Consider the following 16,021-nt stretch of genomic DNA (forward strand, 5'->3'; position numbering starts at 1 on the left):
CTCAGGCCTCCAGCTCGTCGGCCGCGCGCACGAACCCGGTCCGCTCGATCTCGCGGGCCAGCTCCAGGCCGCCGGTCTCGGCGATGCAGCCCTGGTCGAGCCGCAGCACTGCGTCGGGCTGCAGCGATTCGATCAGGTGCAGGTAGTGCGACACCACCACGAAGGCCGTGCCCTGGGCACGCAGCGACTGCACCAGTTCCACCACCGCGCGGGTGCCATCGACGTCCATGCCGGAGTCGATCTCGTCGAGCAGCGCCAGGCGCGGGCGCAGCAGGGCCAGCTGCAGCAGTTCGTTGCGCTTGCGCTCGCCGCCCGAAAAGCCGTCGTTGACGGGGCGCGCCAGCATCGCCTCAGGCAGGCCCAGGCGGGTGGCCGTGGCCCGCGCATCGCCCAGGAAGTCGAAAGCGTCGAGCGGTGCCTCGCCACGCGCCTCGCGCACGGCATTGAGGGCCGTGCGGATGAACAGGTTGTTCTTCACGCCGGGGATCTCGGGCGGCGCCTGGAAGGAAACAAACAGCCCGGCACGGGCACGCGCCTCGGGGCTCAGGGCCAGCAGGTCCTGGCCGGCAAACCGGGCCTGGCCGCCCACCACGCTGTAGCGCGGATGCCCGGCCAGCGTCAGGCCCAGGGTGCTCTTGCCGCTGCCGTTGGCGCCCATGAGCACCACCAGCGCACCGGCCGGTACATCGAGCGAAATCGACTTCAGAACGTGGCGGCCGCCAACGTCAACGCGCAGATCGCGTACGTGCAACAGGGGTTCGGCATGGGTCATGGTGGGTCTCTCCTGGGAAATCGGGGGGTGGGCTCAGCCGACGGCACCTTCGAGCGAGACGGCCAGCAACGCCTTGGCTTCGAGCGCGAACTCCATCGGCAGCTCGTCCAGTACCGCTTGGCAGAAGCCGCCAACGATGAGGGCGGTGGCGTCCTGCGGGTGGATGCCGCGCTGCTGGCAATAGAACAGGCGTTCTTCGGAAATGCGGGTGGTGGTGGCTTCGTGTTCCACCATGGCGTCGTCGCGCGCGGCCTCGATGTAGGGGAAGGTGTGGGCCCCGCAGTCGGGACCGATGAGCAGCGAGTCGCACTGCGTGTGGTTGTGGGCGCCGGCCGCGGTGGGCGCCACGCGCACCAGGCCGCGGTAGCTGTTCTGCGCATGCCCCGCGCTGATGCCTTTGGAGACGATGCGGCTCTTGGTGTTGCGGCCCAGATGGATCATCTTGGTGCCGGTGTCGGCCTGCTGGAAGTGGTTGCTCACGGCAATCGAATGGAACTCTCCGCGCGAATCGTCGCCGCGCAGCACCACGCTGGGGTACTTCCAGGTGATGGCAGAGCCGGTCTCGATCTGCGTCCAGGCGATGTGCGAGCGCTGGCCCGCGCACAGGCCGCGCTTGGTGACAAAGTTGTAGATGCCGCCACGGCCCTGCTCGTCGCCGGGGTACCAGTTCTGCACTGTCGAATACTTGATGTGGGCGTCGTCGTGGGCAACGAGCTCAACCACCGCCGCATGCAGCTGGTGTTCGTCGCGCTGCGGCGCGGTGCAGCCTTCGAGGTAGCTCACATGGCTGCCTTCCTCGGCAATGATCAGCGTGCGCTCGAACTGGCCGGTGTTGGCTGCGTTGATGCGGAAGTAGGACGATAGCTCCATCGGACAACGAACACCTTTTGGGATGTAGACAAAGGAGCCGTCGGAGAACACCGCCGAATTCAACGCCGCGTAGAAGTTGTCGCCCGGCGTCACCACCGTGCCGAGGTAACGCTCGATCAGTTCGGGGTGGTGTTGCACTGCATGCGAGAACGAGCAGAAGATCACGCCGACTTCGGCCAGTTGCTCACGGAAGGTGGTGCCCACCGACACCGAGTCGAACACCGCATCCACCGCCACCCCGGCCAGCCGGGCGCGTTCGTGCAGCGGCACACCGAGCTTTTCGTAGGTCTCCAGCAACTTGGGGTCCACCTCGGCCAAACTCTTGGGGCCGTCCTTGTGCGACCTGGGCGCCGAGTAGTAGCTCAGCGCCTGAAAGTCCACCGGCTCGATGCGAAATTGGCCCCAGTGCGGATGCGCCATGGACTGCCAGCGCTCCAGTGCCGCAAGACGCCACTGCAGCAGGAAATCGGGCTCCCGCTTGCGCCGCGAGATGGCCCGCACGGTGTCGGCATCCAGCCCGGGCGGCAGCGAATCGCTTTCCACGTCGGTCGTGAACCCGTGCCGGTAGGACTGCTGCAAAGCCCGGGTCAGCGGCGGTGCTTGTTCAACGGTGGTCATGGCGTCAATCCTTGAACGATGGGTGGCAGGCCCGACGCCACCGAACGGATTCAATGCCACGGACCTTAAAGATTCATTAATTATGCATCTTTAAACCGCGCGCACAACCTTCGACTCTTGCCCGCTTGCCTTCCAGGGTCATTGGCACCCAGTCGCGGGGCCCTTCAGCCCCCTTCTGCGCCCGTCTATCCCTGAGCGCGCACGTTGCCGTGGGCGAGTGGCGCGTGAACCTCCATGAGTTCGACCACCCAGTCGATGAAAACGCGCAGCCGGGCGCTCATGTGGCGGTTGGGGGGAAAGGCCAGATACAGCGGCATCGGCTCGATGGACCAATCCTCCAGCAGCGGTACGAGCTCACCACTCGCCAGATGCGGCGCAGCCATGTAGTGCGGCAGCCAGAGCGCGCCCAGGCCTGCCACACCGGCTGCCAGATAGGCGTTGCCATCGTCCATCGCAATGGCGTACCGGCCCAGCACCTGCACACATTCGATCCCGCGCCGGAACGTGCAGGGCAGGATGCGGCCGCTTGCCGACCGCAGGAAGCCCACGATGTGGTGGGGCGCAGACTCCAGCGCACCGGGGTGGGACGGTTTTCCCACATCAGCGAGGTACGCAGGCGCTGCATACAGCCCGATGGCCAGGTCACCCACATGCCGCGCCGCCAGTGCGAGATCACCCGGGTCACCGCCGCGCACCACGCAATCGACGTTCTCATCGATCAGATCGACCATCCGGTCGCTCACGCCCATGTGCACCTGGATGTCGGGGTAGCGCGCATGAAAGGCAGCAAACGCTGGCGCCAGGATCATGCGTGCGAGCGGGCTGGGCACATCCACCCGCAAGCGGCCGCGCGGTGCGCTGGAAGCGCGGGTCACGCTGCTCTCGGCATCGTCCATGTCGGCCAGCAGGCGCACGACGCGCTCGTAATAGGCGGCGCCGTCGGCCGTCACGTTCACCCGGCGGGTGGTGCGGTTCAGCAGCTTGACGCGCAGGCGCGCTTCCAGTTGCTGCACCAGCTGGGTCACGGTGGTCTTGCTCATGTGCAGCGTCTGCGCTGCCTGGGTGAAGCTGCGGGTCTCCACCACACGTGCAAACGCCAGCATGGCATCGAAACGGTCCATGGCGGTCCTGCGGATGGGTTCAATTGTTTGAATTATGCAAACAGTCTTGGCAAGACTTTCCTGTTTATCCAAACGATTGGATTTCCTACAGTGCCCTTCTCCAATCCAACAAAGGCATGTGATGACCCCACGCGATGTTGTTTTTCCTGCGGGCCCGCAGGCTCTCTACGAAAAGAACCACTACTCACCGGCCGTCCGGTCCAACGGCTTTCTCTTTGTGTCGGGCCAAGTCGGCAGCCGCGATGACGGCTCCCCCGAGCCGGAGCTGGAGGCCCAGGTGCGGCGCGCTTTCGACAACCTGAATGCCGTGCTGGCTGCTGCCGGCTGCACCTTCGATGACGTGGTCGATGTGACCGTGTTCGTGGTCGATCCGGAGAAGAACCTGGCCCGCATCTGGCAGGTGGTGCCTGAGTACTGGGGCAGCGCTCCGTACCCGGCACTGACCGGCATCGGCGTCACCTGGCTCTCGGGATTTCAGTTCGAAATCAAGGTGATCGCCAGGTTGCCGGGCTGAGCCACCCGGCCTTATGCAGGGCCCATCCACCCCTCCACCTGGCCCATCAGATGCCCGCGGAACACCTCGGCAATGGGTGACAGCTGCTTGCCCCTGGGCCAGACCAGGTGCCATTGCGACCGGATGGGAAAGCCTTGCACGTTGAGCACGGCCAGGCCCTCGTGGTGCGCACCCAGCGCATGGCGCGAAACGATGGACACGCCCAGCTGCCCCTCCACCGACTCCTTGATCGCCTCGTTGCTGCCCAGCTCCAGCACCGCACCGGGGGCAAAGCCCAGCTGGCGCAGATGTGCGTCGGTGGCCATGCGGGTGCCGGAGCCTCTTTCGCGCAGGATGAAGCGCTCTGCCTGCAGCTGGTCGAGCCTGATGCGCTTTTTGAGCGCCAGCGGATGCCCGGCGGGGGCGATGACCACGAGCGGGTTGGGCATGAGGATCTGGTCCTCCAGCGGCAGGTCGGCCGGGGGCATGGACATCACGTAAAGGTCGTCCAGGTTGCTGCGCAGCCGGTGGATGACGTGGTCGCGGTTGAGCACCTCCAGCGAAATGTCGATCTGCGGGTGCAGCTTGCAGAAGCTGCCCAGCAGGCGCGGCACAAAGTACTTGGCCGTGCTGACCACCGCCACCTTCAGGCGGCCGCTGGTGAGGCCCTTGGCTCCCGACACCCGCTGCTCGAACGCATCCCACTCGCCCGCAATCGCGCGCGCGGTGCGGGCCAGGGCCTGGCCGGCCTCGGTAAGGTGCACGCGGCGCGAGATGACTTCATACAGCGGCAGGCCCACGGCCTGCGTCACCTCGCGCAGCTGCATGGACGCGGTGGGCTGGGTGACGTGCATGACGCGGGCCGCCGCGCTGACACTGCCGGTTTCTGCCAGCGCCAGGAAAAGCCGCAACTGCCGGAAGGTGATATTCATAGGTTTCTATCTATAGATAGCCGCGTTCGAATCGATTTTACTTTGCACCTTGCCCTGCCTACCATCGCTGCAAAAGGAGTGAATGATGCAAAGCCTGTTGGACCCTGCGATCCTGTTTTTTGCCCTGGGGGTGTTTGCGGGCCTTGTCCGATCGAACCTGGAGATGCCTGCGGCCATCTCGAAGTTTCTGTCGATCTACCTGCTGATGGCGCTGGGTCTCAAGGGCGGTTTTGCCCTGGCGGCCTCGGGCCTGACGCCGAGCGTGGTGAGCAGCCTGGGCCTGGCCATGCTGCTAGCGGTGGTGGTGCCGCTGGTGGGCTATGTGCTGCTGCGGCGGGTGCTGTCGGGCTTCAACGCGGCGGCGGTGGCGGCCACGTACGGCTCGGTGAGCGCGGTGACCTTTGTGACCGCCACCCAGTTTCTTGAATCGCAATCGGTGCCCTACGGCGGCTACATGGCGGCCGCGATGGCGCTGATGGAGTCGCCCGCCATCATCCTGGCGGTGATGCTGGCCAATGCGCAGCGCCAGCGGCTGGCTGCTGCGGCCAGCACGCCGGCTTCGCTGCGTGCGGTTCACGGCCAGCCGGTGCTGGCCATGGCAGCGACGGGTGGGGGTGGTCTGGCTGCTGGCGCGCCACGCGCGGGCCATGGCGGGCCGGGCCTGTCGATGGGCAAGATCCTGCACGAATCGTTCACCGACGGCACGCAGCTGCTGCTGCTCGGGGCCATGGTGATCGGGCTGGTGACCGGCGATGCTGGCAAGGCGGCCATGCAGCCGTTCTCGGGCGATCTGTTCAAGGGCATGCTGTGCCTGTTCCTGCTGGACATGGGGCTTGCCACGGCGCGCAACCTGCCCGCCGTGCGGCATCAGTCCCCCTGGCTGCTGGCCTATGCCGTGCTGGGGCCCCTGGTGCACGCCACCCTGGCGCTGGCACTGGCCTGGGTGGCCAAGGTGCCCGCGGGCGACGCTGTGCTGCTGATGGTGCTGGCGGCCAGTGCGTCATACATCGCGGTGCCTGCGGTGGTGCGGTTTGCCATCCCCGAGGCAGACCCCTCGCTCTACGTGAGCCTGTCGCTGGGGCTGACGTTTCCGCTCAACATCGTGCTGGGGATTCCGCTGTACACGCAGGTCGTGCTGGGCCTGTGGGGGGCGTGACGCCCAGCGCAGCGGCGCACTACTGTATTGATAGCTGCACGCGCTTTATGGATAAGCGCCGGCGGCCAATTTGGTTCAAAATTTCCAGCGAAATCCGTCAGAACAGGCTGGCCTGCCCTTGCAGAAGCCCGGGCCGGAACTGCGTCAGATCGAGCTCCACCCGCTCCCGGTTCAGCCCCAGCTTTCGGCAGGTGGCGGCAAACCGCTGGCGCAGCAGGTCGGCCCACAGGCCGCTGCCTTTCATGCGCGATACGTAATCACTGTTGTAGGTTTTGCCGGCGCCGCGCTGGGCGTCCGAGAGGTTGTGCAGGTCTTGCACCCGCGCCATCACGCGGGCTGCGCGCTGCGGGTAGTGCACCCCAAGCCATTCGCGGAACAGCGCATCCAGCTCCCAGGGCAGACGCAGCACGGTGTAGAAGGCGCTGCGGGCCCCGGCGTCGTACGCGGCCTCCAGTACCTGTTCCATGTCTTCGGTGATGAACGGGATCTGTGGCGCCACGCTCACCCCCACGGGCACGCCCGCATCGGCCAGCGCCCGGATGGTGCGCAGGCGCCGGTGGGGCGCAGCGGCGCGGGGCTCCATGCGGCGCGCCAGGGTGGCGTCGAGCGTGGTGATGGTGATGTACACGGCGGCCAGCCGCTGGGCGGCCAGCGGGGCCAGCAGGTCCAGATCGCGCTCGACCCCGCTCGATTTGGTGATGAGCGAAAACGGGTGGCGCGCGTCGCGCATCACTTCGATGAGGCTGCGGGTGAGCTTGAGTTCGCGCTCCACGGGCTGGTAGCAGTCGGTGGCCGAGCCGATGTTGAGCAAGCGCGGTACATAGCGTGGCGCGCACAGCTCGGCGCGCAGCAGCGCGGCTATGTTCTCTTTGGCGACGATCTGCGTTTCAAAGTCCAGCCCGGGTGAAAAGTTGAGATAACTGTGCGTGGGCCTGGCGTAGCAGTAAATGCACCCGTGCTCACAACCACGATACGGGTTGACAGACAACTCGAAGAAGATGTCCGGCGAGTCGTTGGCGCAGATGGCGCTGCGGGCGGTTTCCAGGTGCACACGGGTGGCCAGCGCGGGGGCGGCGCCTTCGTCTTCTGCTTCCTGCCAGGGTGGGTGGCCCCAGCCATCGTCCACCACCTCGCGCGCGTCGCGCACAAACCGGTGCACCATGGCCGTGGCCGCACCCCGGCCGCGAATGGCTTGCAGGGGAATATGCACCGCTTCGGGAGCGGGCGGCACGTCAGACAGATCGGTGGTGGGGCGTGGCATGGCAACCCGCATCGTACCAAGACTACTGATTATTTACACAGTATTTTGATCCCTATTCCCACAACATCCTTTGAGCACAAGCCCTGCACGGCACCACCAGGGCCTGTCTGGCGCAAGCTTCACACCCTGCACAATGCCCGCGCAGGGCAGTGCGAGATTCGCCATGGTCTACAGTCCCGACCTTTGCAACCAACCACCGAGGTACCGCCATGGCGCGCAAGCCCCAGATCATCCTGTCGTCCCTGGACGTGGACCGCATAGAGGCCCTGCTGGCCGCTATTCCGGCCAGTGTTTTCCCGGGCAAGGCAGAGCTGCAGGCCGAGCTGGACCGCGCCGACGTGGTGGCGCCCGAGGAGATTCCGCCCCATGTGGTGACGATGAACTCCACAGTGCAGTTCTCCATCGTGGAAACGGGCAAGGAGTTCTGCCTGACGCTGGTGTACCCCCGCGACATGGACGGCAGCACCGACCGCATATCCATATTTGCGCCCGTGGGCAGCGCGCTTCTGGGTCTGTCGGTGGGTGACGAGCTGGCCTGGCCGGGCCCGGGCGGCAAATCCATGACGGTGAAGGTGAAGGCCATCCTGTACCAGCCCGAAAGCTCGGGCGAAATGCACCGCTGAGCCGGCCCCTGCCCACATCGCCAGCAGCCGATGGGCCGCTTGGCGCGAAACGGCGGTGCGGCGACAATCGCTGCGCCATGACCACCGAGCAGCCATCCAACCCGGCCCCGGACCCTGCGCTGATTGCCGCAGAGCCGTTCGACCCCGACTCCACGCTCGCCTTTCAGCGCAAGATGGAGTACGCGCCACTGTGGTTCTGCTCCTTTCTCGCCGGCAACAGCCGCGAAAAAAGCCGCCTGAAGCGCGAGATGGCAACGGTGAAAGGCTCGGTGGTGTGGATGGTGCAGCAGCGCCGCCAGGGCCACTGGACCGCCGCCGAGCGCGCCCACCTGCGCGATGTGATGCGCTCGGCATCCTCTGTCAGCCCTTACCTCTTCGTGTGGGTGATTCCCGGCTCCATGCTCATCCTGCCCTTCATGGCGTGGTTTCTGGACCGGCAGCGCAAGCGCCGCGCGCGCAAGCTGCAGCGCCCCTAGGCGAGTGCACTCCGGTGCATGCATGCGCGCACACAATCGCCACCAATTGCTACTGAAATAATAGCTACCAGCGCTTTACCACCAAGCGCCAGGGCCGCTTTTTAATCACAAACCATGCAAGCCGACGACATCCTGCACTTCTGGTTCGAAGAACTCAGCCCCGAACAGCACTTCGCCCAGGAGGACGCCATCGACGCCATGATCCGTGTCCGCTTCGGGGCCACGCTGCAGGCGGCGCGGCAGTGCGAGCTGTGGGGCTGGCGCAGCACGCCCCAGGGGCGGCTGGCGGAAATCCTGGTGCTGGACCAGTTCTCGCGCAACATCCACCGGGGCTCGCCGCTGGCCTTTGCGCAGGATGCCCAGGCACTGGCCCTGGCGCAGGAGCTGGTGGCCGGGCGGCACGACCAGGCGCTGGCCCCTGCCCAGCGCGCATTTGCCTACATGCCCTACATGCACAGCGAGTCGCTGGTGGTGCACGCCCAGGCGATGGTGCTGTTTGACCAGCCGGGGCTGGAGAACAACCTCAAGTTCGAGGTGGCGCACCGCGACATCATTGCGCGCTTCGGGCGCTACCCACACCGCAACGCCGTCCTGGGCCGCACCTCCACCGCGCAGGAGCTGGCCTTCCTCGCCCAGCCCGGCTCGTCCTTCTGAGCGGGCCGGGCGCGGCCCGTCAGAGCGGGCGGGTCAGGTACACCGCCTCGCGGCCCTCGATGGGCTCGCGCGTGGGCATCATCACCGTGCAGTCATCGCACAGCGCGCGGATTTCGTGCGGGCCGTCGGTGGCAATGAGCTCACCCCGGGCAAACACCTCAAAGCCCAGCAAGGGCCGTGCAAAGCGGAAGTCCGGCGTGCGCACCATGCAGGTCTCCAGCAGCTCATAGCGGTGCTGCGGCCCCAGTGCGGGGCGGCCCTCCACAGATTCGATCAGGCCAAAGTGCGCCAGAAAATCCAGCGCAGCGGCCGTCGCCACGTCTGCGGCCGATTGGCGAAAGTGCTGGCCACACTCCACCACCAGCGCCACGCCCTCACTCTCGGCCAGGCCATGGCGGCCATGCTGGATGAGCGGTGTGCCCGAACCCAGCCCGCTGGGCATCACCAGGTGTACGGGCGGGCGGCCGATGGCCTGCGCCACATCCGCATTGCGCTGGTAACCGGGGTACACCCAGAAGGGCTGCACGTCCTGGCTGGTGGAGTGGATGTCCAGGATGTGGTCGGCCGCGGCCACCACCGGGCGCAGCACCCGCGCGCGGTCCAGCTCGGGGCTTGCAGCCGTGCCGTCCAGCTCACCGGCCGACCAGATGCGGTTGAGGTTGTGCACCAGCTGGCGGCTCTCGAACGGGCGGGCCTGGTCAAACGATTCGTAGGCGGCCACGTTGGCAAAGCTGATGGTCAGCGTGCCGATGCGGGGGCGCACCCCCGTATCCAGCAGGTGCGTGGCCGCCACCATGCCGCAGATCTCGTTGCCGTGCGTGAGCGCATTGATGAGCACATGCGGGCCAGGCTTGCCCGACTCGAAGCGGTGCACATAGTCGATGCCGATATTGCCCTCGCGGTAGGCAGACAGGTCGCGGGGAAGGACTTCGAAAACGGGGGCGTTTTGCGTCATGGGCAGGCAATTGATAAGACAACACATCATTCTCTGCGCAAAACAGAAACCCCGGGGCCTGCGGTGTACGATGCCCCGCCCCTGGACCCACCACTCTGTTGCCCCATGCCCACTGCCCGACTTTGCCCGCTGGCCGATGTGGCCGCCCGACTGCCCGCCGACAGCTGGATCGCCCAGCGCCTGGCAGGGGCCACGGATGCACTGGCCACGGACACCGTGCTCTGCATCACCGGTAATGTGCATGTGCCCGAGCTGCACCTGGATGCGCCCCTGGCCAGCGGCGGCCCGCTGCGGGCGCTGCTGCAAGGTGGCATTGACGCCCCAGCCCCCACAGGCCCACCCTTTCTGGTGCTGATCGAAGGTCATCTGCAGATCGACGGCGCGCTCACCTGCGACGACACCGATGGCGCCACCCACCTCATCGTTCTGGGCGACGCGCGCCTGCACAACGCCGTGGTAGGCGGCCAGCTGCTGTATGTGCAGGGCACGCTGCAAGTGGTCGACCTGCTGTGGGGCCACGGCCCCCATGGCGGGCTCACCGTAAGGGGTGGCCTCACGGCGCGGGTGGCGCTGTTCACCGGCGAATACACCGTGGACATCGCCGGGCCCGAGCAGGCGGAGTTCCTCATGGACGAGGTGCGCGGCGTGCCGCACCTGGCGGAGTTCGCCAGCGAGATCGCGGGCATCGTGTTCACACCCGAGTTCCATGACGGCATCGACGATGGCGAGCACGGCATCAGCAGCATGCTCAGCCGCCCCCGCGTGGTGGCCGCCGTGCGCGCGGGCGACAACGCCACGCGCAGCAGCGCCGAGATCCAAGCGTTGATGCCCCAGGAGGCTGGGCTGTTTGCCGACGAGGCCATCAGCGTGCGCAACATCCTGGCCGCCGTGCACACGCCGGTGATGGGCCCCAAGGAGCACACGGCCACCGGCTGGTTTCAGCAGACCGATTTTTCGCTGTGCCAGCGGCATGTGGACGCCGATGGCGACCCGCGCGATGACAGCGTTTTCATCACCGTCTGGAAGACCTGGGACTTCTATCTGGCGGTATCGCAAGAGCCCGAGCGCCAAGGATTGCTGGCGCGCCTGGCCGCCGCCGTGCAGGGCCGCAAGGTGCCCACCACCGCACAGCTCACGCTGGTGCACCGCGCCTACCAGGGCGGCCAACCCGGCGAGTGGCTGCCCCTGGCGCCTGACACCGCTCCCGAAGCCTGGCAGGCCTGTACGCTGGCCTGGCGCGGCGTGCTGGACTACCTGCGCAAGGCCGTAGGCCAGCACCGCGCCCGCTACCCGCTGTACCAGCGCCTGCGGGCCGAGCTGACCGCAGAGCGCATCGAGGACTTCACCAGCCTGCCCGTGTTCACCGAGCGCTACAACGACTGGTGGGACAGCGACAAGAACGGCTGGTGGGAAGGCGACGTGTGGGTGGGTGCGCGCCAGCCCTGCATGCACGAAGGCGAGCCCTGGGGCCGCGCCCTCAAGCTCAGCTGGGAAAACGGCGACGAAGCCCCCGGCGATGACGATGACAACGCCCACAGCGCCTACCAGATCAACATCGAACCTGCACTGGCCGGGCCTGCGGCGGTGGAGTTCACCTGTGCGCAGCGCCAGAGCGATGCCCGCACCCCCCTGCCCCGCAGCGCCGCCGACCACATTGCGCGGCTGCTGCGTTTTTACGTTGCGGTCGAGGGACGCGTGCGCGCCCAGCACGAACACGAGCAGGCCCGCCAGGCCGAGGCGCGGCGCATTGAAGCCGCCGTGCACCTGCTGGCCACGCCCCCGCTGGCGCCCGACCTGCCCGATGCAGCGGTCTTCCCCGTGGAGCTGATGACGCTGTCCGACCAATGGCAGGCCGACGGGCAAAGCTATGTGGCCGCCATCCGTGCGCGCCAGCTAGCCCTGGATGCGGCCGGGGCGCACCAAGGCAACGGCGATGCCGAGGAAAAACAGGAAGAACAGGAAGAAGAACACGACGACAGCGACCCGCCCGCCGACCCGCGCAAGGCCGTTGCCGCGACCGTGCTGCAGCTGGCCCGCGTGGTCAACACCCACGCCGACGAAGACCTGGCCGACCGCTTTCGCCAGCGCTTTGCATTTGCCCCCGACGCCTTCGTGCGGCACGCCGCCAATGCAGGCCGCTTCATCGGCCCAGTGTTCGCTTTGGACGACGGCCGCGTGCTGGCGCGCATCGGAGCCCCCTATGACGACACCACCCATTGGGTGGAGCTGCAGGGCCTGCGGCACATCCCCCTGCCTGCACTGCGCGGCCTGGGCCGCTCGCCTAACCGGCGCTGCTTTGCGCAAAGCGACGGCCAGCACATCACCACACACGACGGTTTTGCTGGCCCCGTGATGGCCCGATTTGCACTGCCCCAGGGCAACGAAGCACTGCCACCCCACGTGCAGGTGTCGCCCGGCCCGCTGGGCCAGCGCTGCGACGAGCTGATCCCCTTCAACGATGGCCAGCGTGTGCTGTTGCGCAACCCCACCGGCATCTACCTCTTGAGCAGCCAGGGCAACCACGGTGTGCAGCGCCTGCACCCCCAGACATTTGACGACGACGGCCCCTACACCTGGCCCAAGAACCAGCAGGATGAAACGGTGAATGGCACCGAAATCACGATGCTCGCGCTCGACATGCTGCACATGGCCCTGTCACCGGACGAGCGCCACATCGCCGTGGGCGACCAGGACAGCAATCACATCCTGCTGGACGCGAATGGCAAGCGGGTGGCTGAATACGAAGCGCTGTCCTCCTACCCGCACCACGCCACCTTCTCGCACGACGGCACGCGCCTGTTCGCCAACTCCTGCCATCTGTATGGGGGCAACACCCGTGCGATTCCCGTGGGCTGCGCGCTGCACGATGTAGCGGACGAAGACGCCCCGCCGCTCGACGAACGCTGCCGCGTGTATGCCTCTGCCACCCTGCCCGGCATGGTGGTGCTGGGCGATGCCGACGGCTACCTGCACGCCCTCAGCGACGACGGGCGCCCGCTGTGGCGCCACCACATTGGCAGCACCCTCAGCGCACTGGAGATGTCGCCCGACGGCAGCACACTGTGGGCGGCCAGTTACGGCGGCTACCTGGTGCACCTGGAGCGCGTGGAGACGGGGATGGACCCGTATTCCATAGGCAGTTCGCCGTATGCGGAAGTGCGGCGGTGGATATTCTGGACGGATGAGGCGGCCGCATTGCGCTGGTAGGCGGCGCCTCTGAAACCCTGCTGTCAACGGAGTTCACCAGCGTCAAAACAAACCGTACCCCCATTCGTCGAACGGGTCAGGCAAGGATGGCTCCCTGCGGCGGCCCGGCACTCCTGGGCAAGGGCTCCATGGCATGCTCGCAGAACCTGCGGCCACACCGGCAGTACCCGCACGACGGCACAGAGCCCACCGGTTTGTGACGTACCATCCCGGAACGGTCCCATCCCGAGACCTTTCAAGGAGGCCCCATGGCCAAAGGACAGATGCACAACAACAAGATGGCGAAGAAGCCCAAAAAGGACACTTCGCCCCCGAAGGAAAGTGGCGGCTCTGACCGCCCGATGCCACCGGTGACCGCCGTCATTCCGCGTGGCAAGGACAAGAACAAGTAACGGCACCGTGCAGCGGCGCTCGTGCGCCAACCCATCGTTTGCTATGCTTTATATAGCTGCCAGCGCTTTACCCATAAGCGCTGGCAGCTGTTTTTATGTAAATTTCAGACACCCTACCCGGCAAGCGCGGGGTGCGTCTCCGCTGCACGGGCCAGCCAGTCGGCATCGGGCTCGGGCCACCCGAAGAGGTAGCCCTGGTACACGATGTCGGGGGCGCGCCGGCTCAAAAAATCAGCCTGCTCGCGGGTCTCCACCCCCTCGGCCACCACGCGCAGGCCAAAGTGGCGGGCCACCGACAGGATGCCCTCCACCAGCACGCCGTCGTCGGCATTGGTGGGCGCATCGTGCACAAAAGAGCGGTCGATCTTGATCTCCTGGATCGGCAGGCGCTTCAGATACGCCAGCGACGAATACCCGGTGCCAAAGTCGTCCAGCGAGATGTCCACCCCCAGCGCCGCCAGCTCGCTCATCTTGGCCACCGCATCTTCGAAGTCGTCGATCACCAGGCCTTCGGTGACTTCCAGCGTCAGCAGGCGCGGGTCGGCACCGCTGGCCGCGAGCAGGGCGCGCAGCTGCGGCACAAACCCCGCCTGCCGGAACTGCCGCGCGCTCAGGTTGACCGACAGCCGCAGGCGCCGCTCGTGAAACACGGGCTGGGCCAGCAGCGCACAGGCATGGGTCAGCACCCAGCCGCCCAGGCTCACGATGAGATCCGACTCTTCGGCCACAGGGATGAACACCGCCGGGGCCACCAGTCCGTCGCGCGGGTGCTGCCAGCGTACCAGCACCTCAGCTCCCGTAAGCTGGCCCAACACGTCCACCTGCGACTGCAGGTACAGCCGCAGCTCACCCGCGCCGATGGCCTGGCGCAGCTCGCGCTCCACCCGAAAGCGCTGCTCGGCCGCCTCGCCCATGCCCTGCTCGAAGAAGGCCGCGCGCCCGCCACCGGCTTGCTTGGCGCGGTGCAGTGCGGTGCCCGCGCGGCGCAGGGCGTCGTGCGCCACATCGTTGGCGCTTTGCGGGTAGAGCGTGATGCCCACGCTCGCGCCGAGCTGGGCTTGTTCGGTGTCGTTGTCTTGAAGGTGCAAGGGCCGCAGCAACGCCATCTGCAGTATTTCGGCAAAGGCCAGCGCACGCCGGCCCGCCAGCGAGGCGTCTGCGCCCAGGCCGTGCAGCACCACGGCAAATTCGTCGCCCGCCACGCGCACCAGCAGGCCCTGCGGCGGCAGTATCTCGGACAGGCGCAGCGCCACGGCGCACAGCAGGCGGTCACCCATTTCGCTTCCGCGCGCATCGTTGAAGGTGGTGAAGCGGTCCAGGTCCAGCAGCAGCAGGGCGTGCTGCGCCGCTCGCGCGCGCCCGCCGCGTACCTGCAGCGCCGTCAGCCGCTCCACCAGCGTGAAGCGGTTGGGCAGACCCGTGAGGCTGTCGAAATGCGCCAGACGGTGGATCTCCTGCGCCGCGCGTTTGCGCTCGGTGATGTCCTGCTTGAGCTCTACAAAGTGGCTGATGCGACCGTCGGGCTGGCGGATGGGGGCCACCACGACCGACTCGGTCACCGCCTGCCCGTCCTTGCGGAAATTGACCTGTTCGCCCGCCCAGCTGTCGCCCCGCGCCAGGGTGGCACGCAGGCCGTCTCGCTGCGCGGGCGCCAGGCCATTGCTGGAGTACGCGGCCGATGCCTTGCCCATCACCTCGTCGCGCGCATAGCCCGTGCGGCGCACGAAGGCCTCGTTCACGTACTCGATGTCTTCCTTCAGATCGGTGATGACAATGCTCTCGGGGCTTTGCTCGACCGCGCGCAGCAGCTTGCGCAATTCGGCCTCGCTCGCAGCCAGGTGGGCAGCGGTCTGCTGCGCCTCGCGCACACGGCTGAGGTAACTGCGGCGCGACAGCAGCGTGGCGGCGGCCGTGAGCACCAGAATACCGGCCAGGTACACCGCGCCGGCCACCCGGTTGGCCACCTGCACCGGCTTGAACATGCCCTCGATATCGGCCCAGATGAACCCCAGAAACAGCAGCCCCGTGAGGCCCACCAGCGTCAGGGTGGCCCGGGAACCCAGCAGCCATCCGGCCAGCACGATGAGTACCGGGTAGTTGAGCAGGTTGGGGCCATTGACCCCGCCATTGCGTGCCGCCACCAGCGACACCGACACCCACACGCCCCACACCAGCAGGTGGGCCGCCTGCGTCCACCGCCGCTGGCGCGCCAGCCACAGCGCCACGGCGCCCACCGTGGCCGCCACCAGGTTCAGCGCAATGCGCATTGGCTGCACGGGGTCGTCAAACATCAGCAACACGCCAATGGTGCCGCCGAGCAGCATCACGGCCCACCCTGCCACACGCACCAGATGGCGTGTGGTGGCGTCTTCGTGGTCGGGCAGCGGAACAGCAGCGGTGGCTTCGGCCATGGCAACGTGGGTGCGGTAGGGGGAAAGCCATCCTAACCGCAGCCTTGCGGTTCGCCTACCTGCAAAACGCCCGCAGCGGC

At 66.9% G+C, this 16,021-nt stretch carries 14 protein-coding genes; 7 read left to right on the plus strand and 7 right to left on the minus strand.

Features of this window, described 5'->3' with window-relative positions; all coding sequences use genetic code 11:
- Position 1: 1 nt before the first annotated feature.
- The 3 genes from sufC to AAFF19_RS16510 all read right to left on the minus strand — a co-directional run bounded on the left by sufC (position 2) and on the right by AAFF19_RS16510 (position 3,381).
- Entirely contained in the window at positions 2–772 is a 771-nt protein-coding gene (gene sufC, locus AAFF19_RS16500) for a Fe-S cluster assembly ATPase SufC (RefSeq protein WP_182119826.1), read from the minus strand.
- Between the two features lie 33 nt (positions 773–805).
- Positions 806–2,260: a Fe-S cluster assembly protein SufB gene (gene sufB / locus AAFF19_RS16505; RefSeq protein ID WP_182119827.1), complete on the minus strand. Its 1,455-nt coding sequence runs from the start codon at positions 2,258–2,260 to the stop codon at positions 806–808.
- A 185-nt stretch (positions 2,261–2,445) separates the two neighbouring features.
- On the minus strand, positions 2,446–3,381 hold the full coding sequence (locus AAFF19_RS16510; protein ID WP_182119828.1) for a LysR family transcriptional regulator: 936 nt from the start codon (positions 3,379–3,381) through the stop codon (positions 2,446–2,448).
- A gap of 121 nt (positions 3,382–3,502) precedes the next feature.
- Between AAFF19_RS16510 and AAFF19_RS16515 the strand changes: the two genes are divergently transcribed.
- Entirely contained in the window at positions 3,503–3,895 is a 393-nt protein-coding gene (locus AAFF19_RS16515) for a Rid family hydrolase (RefSeq protein WP_182119829.1), read from the plus strand.
- An 11-nt stretch (positions 3,896–3,906) separates the two neighbouring features.
- Here the strand turns inward: AAFF19_RS16515 and AAFF19_RS16520 are convergent, their stop codons facing one another.
- Positions 3,907–4,806: a LysR family transcriptional regulator gene (locus AAFF19_RS16520; RefSeq protein ID WP_182119830.1), complete on the minus strand. Its 900-nt coding sequence runs from the start codon at positions 4,804–4,806 to the stop codon at positions 3,907–3,909.
- An 85-nt stretch (positions 4,807–4,891) separates the two neighbouring features.
- On the opposite strand from AAFF19_RS16520, the gene AAFF19_RS16525 reads away from it, so the two are divergent.
- Entirely contained in the window at positions 4,892–5,962 is a 1,071-nt protein-coding gene (locus AAFF19_RS16525; RefSeq protein WP_182119831.1) for a sodium-dependent bicarbonate transport family permease, read from the plus strand.
- 97 nt (positions 5,963–6,059) lie between these two features.
- Here the strand turns inward: AAFF19_RS16525 and AAFF19_RS16530 are convergent, their stop codons facing one another.
- Positions 6,060–7,223 carry a PA0069 family radical SAM protein gene (locus AAFF19_RS16530; protein ID WP_342720570.1) on the minus strand — a complete coding sequence of 388 codons (1,164 nt, stop codon included), beginning with the start codon at positions 7,221–7,223 and terminating at the stop codon, positions 6,060–6,062.
- Between the two features lie 209 nt (positions 7,224–7,432).
- Here AAFF19_RS16530 and rnk point away from each other — a divergent pair, with 209 nt between their 5' ends.
- From rnk to AAFF19_RS16545, 3 genes are all read left to right on the plus strand, one after another.
- Positions 7,433–7,846, plus strand: coding sequence for a nucleoside diphosphate kinase regulator (gene rnk / locus AAFF19_RS16535; RefSeq protein WP_008906071.1), 414 nt, complete (start codon positions 7,433–7,435; stop codon positions 7,844–7,846).
- Positions 7,847–7,923: 77 nt separating this feature from the next.
- The gene (locus tag AAFF19_RS16540; protein ID WP_342720572.1) at positions 7,924–8,322 is read left to right on the plus strand and encodes a hypothetical protein; all 399 of its coding nucleotides are present in this window, start codon (positions 7,924–7,926) and stop codon (positions 8,320–8,322) included.
- Positions 8,323–8,436: 114 nt separating this feature from the next.
- Positions 8,437–8,976: a DUF924 family protein gene (locus AAFF19_RS16545; protein WP_342720573.1), complete on the plus strand. Its 540-nt coding sequence runs from the start codon at positions 8,437–8,439 to the stop codon at positions 8,974–8,976.
- Positions 8,977–8,995: 19 nt separating this feature from the next.
- Here AAFF19_RS16545 and AAFF19_RS16550 read toward each other — a convergent pair whose 3' ends face one another.
- A complete protein-coding gene (locus AAFF19_RS16550) occupies positions 8,996–9,931 on the minus strand; it encodes a succinylglutamate desuccinylase/aspartoacylase family protein (RefSeq protein WP_342720574.1) in 936 nt (311 codons plus the stop codon).
- 105 nt (positions 9,932–10,036) lie between these two features.
- Here AAFF19_RS16550 and AAFF19_RS16555 point away from each other — a divergent pair, with 105 nt between their 5' ends.
- Both AAFF19_RS16555 and AAFF19_RS16560 read left to right on the plus strand, forming a co-directional pair.
- Positions 10,037–13,138 (plus strand): WD40 repeat domain-containing protein, encoded by a 3,102-nt coding sequence (locus AAFF19_RS16555; RefSeq protein WP_342720575.1) that lies wholly within the window; start codon positions 10,037–10,039, stop codon positions 13,136–13,138.
- A 248-nt stretch (positions 13,139–13,386) separates the two neighbouring features.
- On the plus strand, positions 13,387–13,530 hold the full coding sequence (locus AAFF19_RS16560) for a hypothetical protein (RefSeq protein WP_182119835.1): 144 nt from the start codon (positions 13,387–13,389) through the stop codon (positions 13,528–13,530).
- A gap of 113 nt (positions 13,531–13,643) precedes the next feature.
- Here the strand turns inward: AAFF19_RS16560 and AAFF19_RS16565 are convergent, their stop codons facing one another.
- On the minus strand, positions 13,644–15,941 hold the full coding sequence (locus AAFF19_RS16565; protein ID WP_182119836.1) for an EAL domain-containing protein: 2,298 nt from the start codon (positions 15,939–15,941) through the stop codon (positions 13,644–13,646).
- Positions 15,942–16,021 lie beyond the last annotated feature (80 nt).

The sequence above is a fragment of the Acidovorax sp. FHTAMBA genome (genome assembly GCF_038958875.1).
Taxonomy (GTDB): Bacteria; Pseudomonadota; Gammaproteobacteria; order Burkholderiales; family Burkholderiaceae_C; genus Acidovorax.